Annotated in this window: 20 protein-coding genes; 11 read left to right on the top strand and 9 right to left on the bottom strand. The window is 68.3% G+C overall.

All coding sequences use genetic code 11. The features are described from left to right. Positions 1-104 precede the first annotated feature (104 nt). The 5 genes from rimM to CRO12_RS13705 all read right to left on the bottom strand — a co-directional run bounded on the left by rimM (position 105) and on the right by CRO12_RS13705 (position 3,548). The gene (gene rimM / locus CRO12_RS13720; protein ID WP_245858525.1) at positions 105-557 is read right to left on the bottom strand and encodes a ribosome maturation factor RimM; all 453 of its coding nucleotides are present in this window, start codon (positions 555-557) and stop codon (positions 105-107) included. A 22-nt stretch (positions 558-579) separates the two neighbouring features. Continuing rightward, positions 580-714: a hypothetical protein gene (locus tag CRO12_RS18480; RefSeq protein WP_281253420.1), complete on the bottom strand. Its 135-nt coding sequence runs from the start codon at positions 712-714 to the stop codon at positions 580-582. Positions 715-771: 57 nt separating this feature from the next. Continuing rightward, positions 772-1,206: a 30S ribosomal protein S16 gene (gene rpsP, locus CRO12_RS13715; RefSeq protein ID WP_097064627.1), complete on the bottom strand. Its 435-nt coding sequence runs from the start codon at positions 1,204-1,206 to the stop codon at positions 772-774. A 107-nt stretch (positions 1,207-1,313) separates the two neighbouring features. After that, positions 1,314-2,801 carry a signal recognition particle protein gene (gene ffh, locus CRO12_RS13710; RefSeq protein WP_097064626.1) on the bottom strand — a complete coding sequence of 496 codons (1,488 nt, stop codon included), beginning with the start codon at positions 2,799-2,801 and terminating at the stop codon, positions 1,314-1,316. A 168-nt stretch (positions 2,802-2,969) separates the two neighbouring features. Then, positions 2,970-3,548, bottom strand: coding sequence for a DUF924 family protein (locus tag CRO12_RS13705; RefSeq protein WP_097064625.1), 579 nt, complete (start codon positions 3,546-3,548; stop codon positions 2,970-2,972). Between CRO12_RS13705 and CRO12_RS13700 the strand changes: the two genes are divergently transcribed. From CRO12_RS13700 to CRO12_RS13690, 3 genes are all read left to right on the top strand, one after another. Beyond that, positions 3,547-4,749 carry a MiaB/RimO family radical SAM methylthiotransferase gene (locus CRO12_RS13700; RefSeq protein ID WP_097064624.1) on the top strand — a complete coding sequence of 401 codons (1,203 nt, stop codon included), beginning with the start codon at positions 3,547-3,549 and terminating at the stop codon, positions 4,747-4,749. The genes CRO12_RS13705 and CRO12_RS13700 overlap by 2 nt on opposite strands. Then, on the top strand, positions 4,746-5,678 hold the full coding sequence (gene ftsY, locus CRO12_RS13695) for a signal recognition particle-docking protein FtsY (protein WP_097064623.1): 933 nt from the start codon (positions 4,746-4,748) through the stop codon (positions 5,676-5,678). The genes CRO12_RS13700 and ftsY overlap by 4 nt, the downstream gene beginning before the upstream one ends. Before the next feature lie 133 nt (positions 5,679-5,811). Further along, positions 5,812-6,426, top strand: coding sequence for a septation protein A (locus CRO12_RS13690; RefSeq protein WP_097064622.1), 615 nt, complete (start codon positions 5,812-5,814; stop codon positions 6,424-6,426). Between the two features lie 131 nt (positions 6,427-6,557). On the opposite strand, the gene CRO12_RS13685 is transcribed toward CRO12_RS13690, so the two are convergent. Then, a complete protein-coding gene (locus tag CRO12_RS13685; RefSeq protein WP_097065078.1) occupies positions 6,558-7,169 on the bottom strand; it encodes a superoxide dismutase in 612 nt (203 codons plus the stop codon). Positions 7,170-7,344: 175 nt separating this feature from the next. Further along, complete coding sequence (pspF, locus tag CRO12_RS13680) at positions 7,345-8,367, bottom strand: phage shock protein operon transcriptional activator (RefSeq protein WP_097064621.1); 1,023 nt, start codon at positions 8,365-8,367, stop codon at positions 7,345-7,347. A gap of 218 nt (positions 8,368-8,585) precedes the next feature. On the opposite strand from pspF, the gene pspA reads away from it, so the two are divergent. The 8 genes from pspA to CRO12_RS13640 all read left to right on the top strand — a co-directional run bounded on the left by pspA (position 8,586) and on the right by CRO12_RS13640 (position 11,728). Next, positions 8,586-9,251, top strand: a complete 666-nt coding sequence (gene pspA, locus CRO12_RS13675; RefSeq protein ID WP_097064620.1) for a phage shock protein PspA — start codon at positions 8,586-8,588, stop codon at positions 9,249-9,251. Position 9,252: 1 nt separating this feature from the next. Continuing rightward, complete coding sequence (gene pspB, locus CRO12_RS13670; protein ID WP_097064619.1) at positions 9,253-9,534, top strand: envelope stress response membrane protein PspB; 282 nt, start codon at positions 9,253-9,255, stop codon at positions 9,532-9,534. A 1-nt stretch (position 9,535) separates the two neighbouring features. Next, the gene (gene pspC / locus CRO12_RS13665) at positions 9,536-9,913 is read left to right on the top strand and encodes an envelope stress response membrane protein PspC (protein ID WP_097064618.1); all 378 of its coding nucleotides are present in this window, start codon (positions 9,536-9,538) and stop codon (positions 9,911-9,913) included. Positions 9,914-9,945: 32 nt separating this feature from the next. Next, complete coding sequence (locus tag CRO12_RS13660; RefSeq protein WP_097064617.1) at positions 9,946-10,236, top strand: hypothetical protein; 291 nt, start codon at positions 9,946-9,948, stop codon at positions 10,234-10,236. A 20-nt stretch (positions 10,237-10,256) separates the two neighbouring features. Beyond that, complete coding sequence (locus CRO12_RS13655) at positions 10,257-10,544, top strand: hypothetical protein (protein ID WP_097064616.1); 288 nt, start codon at positions 10,257-10,259, stop codon at positions 10,542-10,544. 208 nt (positions 10,545-10,752) lie between these two features. After that, positions 10,753-11,040: a hypothetical protein gene (locus tag CRO12_RS13650; RefSeq protein ID WP_245858523.1), complete on the top strand. Its 288-nt coding sequence runs from the start codon at positions 10,753-10,755 to the stop codon at positions 11,038-11,040. 12 nt (positions 11,041-11,052) lie between these two features. After that, positions 11,053-11,298, top strand: coding sequence for a hypothetical protein (locus tag CRO12_RS13645; protein WP_097065076.1), 246 nt, complete (start codon positions 11,053-11,055; stop codon positions 11,296-11,298). A gap of 25 nt (positions 11,299-11,323) precedes the next feature. Then, positions 11,324-11,728, top strand: a complete 405-nt coding sequence (locus CRO12_RS13640) for a SufE family protein (RefSeq protein ID WP_097064615.1) — start codon at positions 11,324-11,326, stop codon at positions 11,726-11,728. Here the strand turns inward: CRO12_RS13640 and CRO12_RS13635 are convergent. Then, a complete protein-coding gene (locus CRO12_RS13635; RefSeq protein ID WP_097065075.1) occupies positions 11,719-12,024 on the bottom strand; it encodes a hypothetical protein in 306 nt (101 codons plus the stop codon). The two genes, CRO12_RS13640 and CRO12_RS13635, sit on opposite strands and share 10 nt — an antisense overlap. After that, complete coding sequence (locus tag CRO12_RS13630) at positions 12,021-12,557, bottom strand: J domain-containing protein (protein ID WP_097065074.1); 537 nt, start codon at positions 12,555-12,557, stop codon at positions 12,021-12,023. Before CRO12_RS13630 ends, CRO12_RS13635 begins: the two co-directional genes overlap by 4 nt. Positions 12,558-12,590: the final 33 nt, after the last annotated feature.

Here is a 12,590-nt window from a genome sequence, read left to right as displayed (position 1 = left end):
CGAAGGATGCTTCGATACGAGCCTTCGCTACGCTGCTGCGCAGCTACTCAGCCTCTACTCAGCACGAACGGGATGGCTTGATACTCTGCACGTTCTGCTTGAGGTTAATCTGCCCAACCCTCAGCCACGACCAACTCGCCCCCGCCCCACCTGGGCACGGCAGCCTCGGTCATCGGCACCATGAACCGACCGCCGCCCGCGCGCTCGATCTCGATCACGTCGCCGGCACCGAAGTTGTCGACCGCAACGACCCGGCCGATCGGGGCGCCGTCCTCGCCGACCGCGGCGAGGCCGAGCAGGTCGGCGTGGTAGTATTCGCCCTCGCCAAGCGGCGGCAGCGCATCGCGCGGCAGCGTCAGCTCGGTCCCGCGCAGCGCCTCCGCGGCGCTCCGGTCACCCACCTCGGCGAAGCGCGCGATGGTGCCGTTGCTGCCCGCGCGGGCGGACAGCAGAGTCAGCGTACCGCCGTTGAAGCTACGGTACGACGACAGGTCCTCGGCGAAGACCTTCAGCCGCACCTCGCCCGCGATGCCGTGCGCGCCGACGATCACCGCCATGGTGACCGTCGACGCGGGCGCGTCACTGCTCGGGCGAGCCGTCGTCTCCTGCGGGGGCGTCGTCGGCCCCTTCGGCGGGCTCTGTGGCCGAGACGCCTTCGTTCTCGGCGTCGTCCTGGTCATTAACCGGGGTCTCGGGGGGCATGGAAGCGGTCATGGTGCGCAGTCCTCCTGATCGTGTCGGGAGTCCAACGCACCACAGGCCGGCTCCGCCTCACTGCTCGGCGGTCGCCTCGGCCGGAGCATCGGTCTCGGCCGCCGGAGCCTCTTCTGCCGGCGCAGCCGACGCGGCTGCCTCGGCCTCCTGCTGCGCCTTCAGCTTCTCGGCCCGCTCCTCGGCGCGCTCCTTGGCCTTCTCGCCCGGCTCCGCCTTCTTGGGGTTGTTGCGCGCCGCGCGCTCCTTCACGCCGGCCACATCGAGGAAGCGGGCAACGCGGTCGGTCGGCTGCGCGCCGACGCTGAGCCAGTGCTTGGCACGGTCGCTGTCGAGCACGATGCGGTTCGCATCGTCCTTGGCGAGCAGCGGGTTGTAGGTGCCGATCTTCTCGATGAACTTGCCGTCACGCGGGGAGCGCGCGTCGGCGACGACGATGCGGTAGTAAGGGCGCTTCTTGGAGCCGCCGCGCGACAGGCGAATGCTGGTTGCCATGATATAAGTCCTTCTTCTCTAATCAGGTGCCCGGCGGAGGCCGGACGGTTTGTTCGATTGAGCGCCTGCCATGTGGCGGCCCCGGCCTCCGCGGGGCGGCGCGTGTGTCACTTCTTCTTGACGAAGTTCTCGAAACCGGGGGGCAGCTGCGGCATCCCGCCGCCGCCGAGTCCCGGCAGCCCGCCGGGGCCGTCGAGCTTGCCCATCATGTCGCCCAGGCCCGCACCGCCGAGTGCGTTGCCGAGCCCGCCCATGCCGCCCTTGCCGAGCAAGGACATCATTCCCTTCATGCCACCCATCTTCTTGATGCGCTTCATCGCGGTGGCCATTTCCTGGTGCATCTTGAGCAGCTTGTTGACGTCCTGCACGGTCGTCCCGCTGCCCTTCGCCACGCGGATCTTGCGCTTGGCGCTGATCAGCTCCGGCTTGGCGCGCTCCTTCACCGTCATCGAACCGATCATCGCGTCCATGCGGAGCAGGATCTTCTCGTCTACCGCGCCTGCCGCCATCGCGGCCTGCGCCTTCTTCATGCCCGGGATCATGCCCGCGAGTGCGCCCAAACCGCCCATGCGGCGCATCTGCGCGAGCTGCGCGCGAAGGTCGTTCAGGTCGAACTTGCCCTTCTCCAGCCGCGCGGCCATCCGCTCGGCGTCCTCGGTCTCGATCGACTGCGCCGCCTTCTCGACCAGGCTGACGACGTCGCCCATGCCGAGGATGCGCCCGGCGACCCGGCCGGGGTGGAACGGCTCCAGCGCGTCGAGCTTCTCGCCGACGCCGGCGAACTTGATCGGCTTGCCGGTGACCGCGCGCATCGACAGCGCGGCGCCACCGCGCGCATCGCCGTCCATGCGGGTCAGGATGACGCCGGTCAGCGGCACCTGCTGAGAGAAGTTGGTCGCGACGTTCACCGCATCCTGGCCGGTCAGCGAGTCGACGACGAGCAGCGTCTCCGCCGGCGAGGCGATGTCGGACACCGCCCGCATCTCATCCATCAGCGCCTGATCGACGTGGAGGCGACCCGCGGTGTCGAGCATCAGCACGTCGAAGCCCTGCAGCTTCGCCGCCGACAGCGCCCGCCGCGCGATGTCGACCGGCTGCTGCCCGGCGACGATCGGCAGCGTCGCGACCTCGATCTGGGTGCCCAGCACCGCCAGCTGCTCCTGCGCGGCCGGGCGGTTGACGTCGAGCGACGCCATCAGCACCTTCTTGCGGTCTCGGCCCGACAGCAGTTTGGCGAGCTTCGCCGTTGTGGTCGTCTTGCCCGAGCCCTGCAGGCCGACCAGCATCACGACCGCAGGCGGCGTCACGTCGATGGCGAGGCCCGCGTTCTCCGACCCGAGCATCGCGACGAGCGCGTCGTTGACGATCTTGACGACCTGCTGCCCCGGCGTGATCGAGCGCAGGACATTCTGGCCGACCGCCTTCTCCGTCACCTCGTCGACGAACTGACGGGCGACCGGCAGCGCGACGTCGGCCTCCAGCAGCGCGACGCGCACCTCGCGCATCGCCGCGCGCACGTCCGCCTCCGTCAGCGCGCCACGGCCGCGCAAACGGTCGAAGACGCCTCCCAGCCGGTCGCTCAGACTGTCGAACATGCACTAACTCCTTTGCCCCGCGACCACGTAACGCGAAAAACGCCGGCGGACGAAACCTCGTCGGCCGGCGTCGCCCCTCGGAGCGGCAGATGCGTCACGTATCCCGCAGGAACGTGGGCGCGCTTATACGCGCAGGTTGCCGATTTCGCAACCCGCCCGTCGGCGGTGCTACCAGCCGGCGCCGGGCTGGCTCAGATAGTCTTCCTCCTCCGGCGTCGATCCCCGCCCGAGCGCCTCGTTACGTCCCGGAAAGCGCCCGAACCGCTCGAACACCGCGGCATGCTCGCGCGCGAAATGGAGGTTCTCCTCGATCCCGAGCTCCTCGAACTTGGCGACGCTCAGCGCCTGGGCGTCGACGTGCTCGGCATGCATCAGCGGCATGAGCAGGAACGCCGCCTGCTCGGGCGGCAGCGTCCGGTCCCAGCCGCGCTCGATCCCCTCGTGCGCGAGTGACTCCGCGAGCGGATCGGCCTCGAACGCCCTGGCGCTGCCGCGGTAGATGTTGCGGGAGAACTGGTCGAGCAGGATGATGGCCGCAAGCAGCGTCTCCGGCTCGCTGCGCCAGCCGAGCGCGTCGTTTGCAAAGACATCGTCCCGCCACTGGCCGAAGCGCCGGTTGATCTCCTGGTCTAGCGCCTCGTCCCTGGCGAACTGCTTGTCCGGGGGCACCTCCTTAAACCAGAAGTCCAGCACCGCCTGCGCCGCGTCATAGACTTCGCCGGTACCTGATCCTAAGTGCTCGACCATGTCTGCCCCTCATGTCGGCCCTCGCGTGATCACGCTCGGCTGCCGGCTCAACATCGCCGAAAGCGAACACATCCGCGCGTTGCTGGGTTCCCGCGACGTGACAGTGGTGAACAGCTGTGCGGTGACCGCGGAGGCGCTGAAGGCGTCCCGTGCCGCGATCCGCCGGGCGCGGCGCGAGCGGCCGGGCGCCGAGCTGGTGGTTACCGGCTGCGCCGCGACCATCGACCCGGCCGGCCTCGCCGCGCTGCCGGAGGTCGACCGCGTGGTCACCAACCTGGAGAAACTCACGCCCGCAGCCTGGGACGCGCCTGCCCCCGCGCCGCCAGCGCGGTTCGCCGGTCACGCCCGCGCGCTGGTGGAGGTGCAGAACGGCTGCGACCACGCGTGCACCTTCTGCATCATTCCGACTGGTCGGGGCGCCAGTCGATCCGTCCCGGCCGGCTCGGTGGTGGAGCGCGTGCAGGAGCTGGTTGCAGCGGGTCACCGCGAAGTCGTGCTGACCGGGGTGGACCTGACCAGCTACGGCGCCGACCTGCCGGGTGCGCCGACGCTCGGCCTGCTGGTCGAGCGCATCCTGCGGCTCGTGCCCGACCTGCCCCGACTGCGTCTCTCCTCGCTGGACGGGATCGAGATCGACGACCGCCTGTTCGACCTCGTGACCGGTGAGCCGCGGATTGCGCCGCACGTCCACCTGTCGCTCCAGGCCGGCGACGACCTGATCCTGAAGCGCATGAAGCGCCGGCACAGCCGCGCACAGTCGGTCGCGCTGGTCGAGCGGCTCCGCGCTAGGCGGCCGGCAATCGCGATCGGGGCGGACCTGATCGCGGGCTTCCCGACCGAGAGCGACGCGGCTCACGCCAACACCGCCGCCCTGATCGCCGACGCGCAAATCGTCCACGCCCACATCTTCCCCTACTCGCCCCGCGAGGGCACGCCCGCCACGCGGATGCCGCAAGTGCCGCGTGAGGTGGTGAAGACGCGCGCCGCCGAGCTGCGCGACCGCGCCGACGTAGCCCGCCGCCATTGGCTCAGCAGCCTGATCGGCACGCGTCAGCAGGTGCTGGTCGAGGCACCCGGCACGCGCGGCCACGCCGCCAACTTCGCGCCCGTCGCGCTCGCAACCTCTTCTCCTATCGGCACGCTCGTCGACGTGGACGTGAGCGCGAGCGACGGCACCACCCTGATCGGAACACCCGCATGAGCACGACCCCTTCCTGGCACCAGCGGCTGCTCGGCGGCTTCAAGCGCACCTCCGACCGGCTCGCCGGCAACCTCGCCGGCCTCGGCGGCGCGCGGCTCGATGAGGCGACGCTCGACGAGATCGAGGAAGCGCTGATCGCCTCCGACCTGGGGCCGGAGACCGCCGCGCGCGTCCGCCACCGGCTGGCGGAAGGCCAGTTCGAACGCAACATGGAGGAGCTCGGCATCCGCCTGGTCGTCGCGGAGGAGGTCGCCCGCGCGCTCTCGCCCGTCGCCGAACCGCTGGAGGTCGACGCCTTCCCGCGGCCGCAAGTGATCCTCGTCATCGGCGTCAACGGATCGGGCAAGACCACCACCATCGCCAAGCTCGCCAACCTGCTGCTGGAGCAGGATTATGGCGTGATGGTCGCGGCCGGCGACACGTTCCGCGCCGCCGCGATCGGCCAGCTGCGCACCTGGGCCGAGCGGATCGGGGTTCCCATCGTCAGCGGGGCAGAGGGCGGCGATGCGGCCGGCATCGTCTACGAGGCGGTGAAGCGGGCGACCGCGGAGGGCATCGATGTCCTGATCGTCGACACCGCCGGACGCCTGCAGAACAAGCGCGAGCTGATGGACGAGCTCGCCAAGATCCGTCGCGTGCTCGGCCGCCTCAATCCGGAGGCGCCGCACGACGTGGTGCTCGTGCTCGACGCAACGACGGGTCAGAACGCGCTAAGCCAGATCGAGGTGTTCAAGGAGGTGGCGGGCGTGACCGGCCTGGTCATGACCAAGCTCGACGGTACCGCGCGCGGCGGTGTCCTCGTGGCGGCGGCGGAGAGATACGGCCTGCCGATCCATGCGATCGGGGTCGGCGAGAAGGTCGACGACCTTCGCCCGTTCGACGCGATGGAAGTCGCGCGGATCATCGCGGGGGTGGAGGAGCTGCTCTAGCCCCGCTCCATTCGTCCTGAGTAGCCGTTGGGCGTGGTCGAAACGGCGTATCGAAGGACTTCGGGGCAGACGGTACTTCGATACGCGGCTTCGACGAGCTCAGCCGCTACTCAGCACGAACGGATGCTTTTGCATGAAGAAAGAACCCTCCACCCTCTTTCGCCTGGCGATCGACATCGGCCCGATCGCCGTGTTCTTCGCAGCCAACCAGCTCGCGGGCGGGCCGCAGATCGCGCGCGCGCTGATCGCAACCGCGGCGTTCATGGTCGCGATCCTGGCCGCGATGGCGGTGTCGTGGGTGCGATTGCGCCACATCTCGCCGATGCTGTGGCTCTCGGGCGGGCTGGTGATCGTCTTCGGCGCGCTGACCTTGTGGTTTCACGACACCACCTTCATCAAGGTAAAGCCGACGCTGGTCTACGCCATGTTCGCCGCCGTGCTCGGCTATGGGCTGGCGAGCGGGCGACCGACGCTAAAGATGATGCTGGAGGCAGCCTACCCCGGCCTGGACGCGACCGGCTGGCGCAAGCTGACGCGCAACTGGGCGGTGTTCTTTGTTGTGATGGCGGTGGTGAACGAGGTCGCGTGGCGGACGATGGCGCCGGGCGACGACCTGACCCGCTGGACCGCCTTCAAGCTATGGGCGGTCACCCCGGCGACGCTGATCTTCGCCTTTGCGAACATCCCCATGCTGCTTCGACACGGGCTGATGGCGGAAGCGCCGGTCGAGGTACCGCCGGAGCAGTAATCCGATACGTCAATTATGGTTATCCCGCATAGGCGAGAGCTCAGGGTATCCAAGCGAGCCGTTCGCGGCTCTAGGCTCCCGCCTGGGCGGGAGCACGGGGGCGGGTGACCTGAGCCACCCGCCCGCTCACCTTACTTCTTCGCCGCCTCGTAGCGCTGGTTCGCGACATCCCAGTCGACGACGTTCCACCACGCCTTTAGATAGTCCGGACGAACGTTCCGGTAGGTGATGTAGTAGGCGTGCTCCCACACGTCGTTACCCAGGATCGGCGTGCCCTTCACCTGCGCGACGTCCATCAGCGGGTTGTCCTGGTTCGGGGTCGAGGTGATCTCCAGCTCGCCGTTCTGGCCGACGATCAGCCACACCCAGCCCGACCCGAACTGGCCGACGCCGGCCGCGTTGAACTTCTCCTTCATCGCGTCGACCGAGCCCCACTTGGCCTCGATCGCAGACTTCAGCGCGCCCGACGGCTGCGATCCGCCGCCCTTCATCGATTTCCAGAAGAAGTCGTGGTTCCAGTAGCCGCCGCCGTTGTTGCGGATCAGCGCGGGCTGGCTGGAGACGTTGGCCAGAATTTCCTCGATCGACTTGCCGGCAAGCTTGCTGTCCGCGGCGACGCCCTCGTTCAGCTTGTCGGTATAGGCCTTGTGGTGCTTGTCGTGGTGGAGCGTCATGGTCTCCTTGTCGATCGTCGGCTCCAGCGCGTCATAGGCGTAGGGCAGCGGCGGCAGTTCGAAGGCCATTGTCTTCTCCTTGGATTTGCGTTGCGCGGCGAGCGCGCCGGGGACGAGGTTGAGTCGCAACCCTGCCGCCGTGACAAGCGCGCCGATGCCGGCGATCACGGTACGACGCGGATGTGTCATGTCAGTCTCCCTTGCGCGGCAAACGTCGCGGGAGCCAGATGGTTCAGAAGCTGCGCTAGATCAACTCGTGGCGGCGCAGCGCGTGACGCAGCTGGTCGTAGCTGAGGCCGAGCGCCTGGGCGGCGGCGCGCTGGTTGAAGCGATGCTCGGCCAGGCTGCGGCTGAGCAGCTCGCGCTCGAAGCGGGCGACGCGCGCCTTGAAGTCGGACGGCCCCTCCTCGCACGCGACCACCGGCTCCTCGGTCGGCACGTTGCTTCCCGCACGCGGCGGCTCGCTCGCGAGCGGCTTCGAGGCCGCACCCGGGCGATGCGGGGAGGCGAACGGATCGATCTCGATCGCGTCGATCGGTCCGGGCTGTTCCCAGCGATAGACGGCGCGCTCCACCACATTGCGCAGCTCGCGGACGTTCCCCGGCCAACGGTATTCTGACAGCGCGTCGATCGCGTTGGGGCCGAAGCCGACCCAACTGTCGCGCCCGACCTCCGACGCCATGCGGCGCCCGAAGAAGTCGGCCAGGACCAGAATGTCGCTCGGTCGTGCCCGGAGCGGCGGCAGCGTCACCACCTCGAAACTCAAACGGTCGAGCAGGTCGGCGCGAAACGTGCCCTTCTCCACCCGCTCTGGCAGATGCTCGTTGGTGGCGGCGACGATCCGGACGTCGACCCGCATGGGACGCGACGCGCCGATCCGGGTGACCTCGCCATATTCCACCGCGCGCAGCAGCCGCTCCTGTGCCGCCGACGACAGCGTGCCGAGTTCGTCGAGGAACAGCGTGCCCCCGTGCGCCTCCTCGAACCGTCCGGCACGCGCCTTGGTCGCGCCGGTGAAGGCGCCGGCCTCGTGCCCGAACAGCTCGGCCTCGATCAGCGTTTCCGGAAGCGCCGCGCAGTTCATGACGACCAGCGGCTGGTCCCAGCGCGGCGAGAGGCGGTGGAGCCGCTCCGCCACCAGCTCCTTGCCGGTGCCGCGCTCCCCGATCACCAGCACCGGGCGGTCGAGTGCCGCAGCGCGGCTCGCCCGCTCCAGCGCATCGAGGAAGACACTTGATTGGCCGATGACCTGGGTCGTGCGCTCCATGGCGCGGAGGATTGGCGCAATCCACCAAAGGTTGGCAAGCCCCAAAGCGTGACCACACCGCGGCATCTTAGAAAAGGTGGGAAAACCGCCGTTGGTGAGATTGGCACGGCCTGTGCATAGTCTCTGGCATACGCCGATCTCCCCTGGTCGGCGCGCCGGGGCGGAATCCCTCGCCCCGCCCCGGCAACCAGATGAGAGAGTGAAGGAGTTCGACTTCCATGGGCATCTTTTCCCGGACGCGGGACATCATCGCAGCCAACGTCACCGACCTGCTCGATCGGGCCGAGGATCCGGCCAAGATGGTCCGCATGATCATCTCCGAGATGGAGGACACGCTGGTAGAGGTCCGCGCGTCGGCCGCCCGCACCATCGCCGACCAGAAGGAGATGCGCCGCCACGTCACCAAGCTGGAGGCGCTGCAGGCCAGCTGGACCGAGAAGGCCGAGCTCGCACTGTCCAAGAACCGTGAGGACCTCGCCAAGGCGGCGCTGGTTGAGCGCCAGAAGGCGACCGACATGTGCGACCAGCTGAATGCGGAGATCGCGGTGCTGGAGGATGCGCTGCGCGCGTCGGAGGGCGACATCGCCAAGCTCCAGAAGAAGCTGAGCGAAGCACGCGCCCGCCAGAACTCGGTCGAGACCCGGCTGGAGAGTGCGAACAACCGCTTCCGCCTGCGTGACATGTACGCGGGACCGAAGACGGCGGAGGCCTTCTCCCGCTTCGATGTGCTGGAGCGGAAGGTCGACGAGGCGGAGGGCCGCGCCGAGGCCGCCGGGCTGGGTGCGGTGCGGACGCTGGAGGACGAGATCGCCGATCTACGCTCCAGCGACCGCGTCGACGCCGAACTCGCCGCGCTGAAGGCCCGCCTGAGCAAGGAGGGTTGAGATGGGTGAGCTGATCCCGGTCATCGCGATCGTCTCGATCTTCATCGGACTGCCCTGGCTCATCTTCCACTACGTCACGAAGTGGAAGCAGGCGCCGAAGATTACCGACGAGGACGAGAAGCTTCTCGACGAGCTCTACCACTTCGCGCGGCGGATGGAGGAGCGGGTGCAGACGGTGGAGCGCATCGTCGCTGCCGACAACCCCGACTTTCGCCAGCTCTCGGCACCCACCCCGTCGGCCAGCGTCAGCGAGATCGACTACCAATATTCCCGGAGGAACTGAGATGTCCGCCAGCCGCACGAAATTCTACACCGACAAGGCCAATGGAAAGTGGATGGGCGTCTGCGCCGGGATTGCCGATTACACGGGGATCGACACCACGGTGATCCGCGTCGGACTGGTCGTCCTGACGGTCGCGGTGAGCGGCCTGACCATCATCGCCTACGTCGCAGCAGGGATGCTGGCGCCGCCCAAGCCGTCGGGTCTCTACGACACGCCGGAGGACCAGAAGTTCTGGCAGGGCGTGCGATCAAACCCGAAGCGCAGCACGGCGGAGGTCCGCTCGAAGTTCCGCGAGCTCGACCGGCGCCTGGCCGACATCGAAACCCACTACACCAGCCGCAACACGCGACTGGCAGACGAAATCGAGGCGCTGCGCTGAGCCGCAGCCTGCACGCGAAAGGGACCTGAACGATGGACTGGCACGGACCCGGCTTCGTCATCGCAATCGTCGCGATCTCGACCGTCGGTTGGCTCGTGAACAACTGGATCCGCGCCCGCCACGGCTATCCGGTCGAGAACGAGTGGAGCGGCCTGTCGCACAAGAGCAGCCCGGAGACCGATCGCACCGTCCGGCTGCTGACGTCGGAGAACGAGCGGCTGGTCGGCCAGGTCAGCCGACTGGAGGAGCGGATCGCGGTGCTGGAACGGATCGCAACCGATCCCGCCGCCCGCACCGCCCGCGAGATCGACGCCTTGCGCTGAGCCTGGAAGGAACCTGCACGATGAACGGCTTCACCATCTTCATGCTCGCCTTCGTGGTTGTCGGACTGCCGGTAATCCTCGGGATCGGTAGCGAGATGTTCAAGCGCTGGCTCAAGCACAAGGAAGTGATGGCAGCGGCGCTCAATGCTCAGACCGCGGAGAAGGCGGCGCAGTACGCGGCGCACACCGAGCGGCTGGAGCAGCGGGTACAGGTGCTGGAGCGGATCGTGACGGATCGCGGGATCGCGGTCGCCGATCAGATCGAGCGGCTGCGGGACGAGCGGAGCGATCTCCGCCCGCTGAACTGACGAAATACTGCGGCGGACAGCTCTCCGCCCCGACAAAGCAGACACAAGGACAACATCGATGACCATCTTCATCGCCGTCATGGTGGCGGTGGCCGGAATCGGCTGCTTCATCACCGAGCGCCGTGACCGCCCGCGCCGCCGCGCCGCCCGCGAGGCAGCCCTGCTGCCCGCCGAATAGCCGGCAACGAGACAAAGGGGAGTTGAGAACATGACCGGTGGTCAATTCATGGTGGTCCTGATCGTCGCGATCGTGATGTTCAGCAGCATCATCAAGGCGAAGAGGGGCATCCGGCACCGCAAGTACGGCCCGCATGGCGAGCGCGGGTACAGCGTTCGCGACGACGCCGCGGTGTCGGCCGAAAACCACCGCCTGAAAGGCGAGATCGCCGACCTGCGCGAGCGCATCCAGGTGCTGGAGCGCGTGGTCACCGACAACGAGGGCAGCCTGCGCCTCGATCGCGAGATCGAGAAGCTGCGCGGTCCCCGCGAGAACTGAGGAGTGAGCATCATGACCGATCCTAACCTCTACATCACAATTGCCTCGGCCGGGCTCGCCGGCCTCGGCATCGTCACCGCGGCGAGTCTGTCGGGATGGCGCGGGTGGTTGCAGCTCAAGCGCGAGCAGCTGGAGGCCGACCGGCAGGAGCGCACGCCGGCCGGCCCGGTCGCCAGCGCCGGCAACCGGATCGAGATGGCGGACCTGCGCGAGCGCATCCGCAAGCTGGAGGCGATCGCCGCCGGGGTGGACCTGTAAGGGCCGTGCCGGTAGCGGGTCGGGTATGGCAACGCTGTCCGACATCGCCGACGAGTACGGCTTCCTCGACCCTGACGACCGCTACCGCCTGCTGATCGATCTCGGTCGGGCGCTGGAGCCGATGCCGGAGGCGCTGAAGACCGACGCCACGCTGGTCCGGGGCTGTTCCGCAGCGGTATGGGTCTATCCAACGGTGCGGGATGACGGCACCCTCCACTTCCTGGCCGACAGCAACGCCGCCATCACCAAGGGCATCATCGCACTGGTGCTGACCGCCGTGCAGGACCGCGCGCCGCGCGACATCCTTGCGACCGACGTCACCGACGCATTGGCGCCGTTCGACCTGCAGAAACAGCTCAGCTCCAACCGGACGCAGGGCATCCCCAACATGATCGGGCTCATTCGCGAGACGGCCGCCCGCTACGTCTGAGCGATCCCCAGGTCGCGGGCGAGCTGCTCGACCGGCATTCCGGCAGGGACCAGATGCCAGCGGGTAGGCGCCCCTGTATCGACCAGCGTTACCGCGCCCTTCGGACACACCTTCAAGCAGCCAACCTCGACCACGCCGAGCCCAGCCTTGCGCGATCGCTTGAGCCCCAAGAGCTGGCGCAGTGCCTTGCCGAGCGGGGTGCGACCCTTCGGCCCGAAGCCGCCGCCGAGCTTCTTGGAGCATTTGCCGCACACCAGGATCGCGCCCGTCCAGTCGGCGCGGACGTGATCCTTCACGCCGGCTTCCACTCCCGCCGCTCTTCGGCCGCCCGCAGCACCTCATAGGCGGTCTGTACCGCCTGGAAGCGCTTGGCGGCGTCAGCGTCCCCAGGCCGCACGTCCGGATGGCTTTCCTTGGCGAGCCGGCGCCAGGCGGTCCGGACCGCCTCGAACTCGGCATCGGGATCGAGCCCGAGCACATCAAGCGCCCGCATCTCGTCGCGCGAGCGGCTGCCGTCGCCGGAACCCGCCCAGGCCTGGTGGCTGGACTGGCGGTACCCGGCCTGGGTACGCTGGTCCCTGGCCTCGCGCTCGGCCGCTTCCTCGGCGCTCAAACCCTCGAAATAGTTCCAGCCGCGGTTGTACTCGGCGGCGTGTGCCTGGCAGAAATACCAGCGCTCAGGGCTGTTGGGTGCCTTGGGCGCGGGATGGTTGCCGGGTTCCGCGCAGCCGTGACGATCGCATAGCCGCACCCGCGTCGCCTCGCGCTCGGCGCCGTATTCGCGCCAGCGTGGGAAGCCCCAGTCGTTTGAGCGGGTCGCGCGTGCCATCCGCAGCGACATAGGCCCTGGCCGGAGCGGCGC

The sequence above is a fragment of the Sphingomonas guangdongensis genome (genome assembly GCF_900199185.1).
Taxonomy (GTDB): Bacteria; Pseudomonadota; Alphaproteobacteria; order Sphingomonadales; family Sphingomonadaceae; genus Sphingomonas; species Sphingomonas guangdongensis.
The sequence above is the reverse complement of the archived record's forward strand: the minus strand, read 5'-3'. Positions and strand labels throughout refer to the sequence as shown.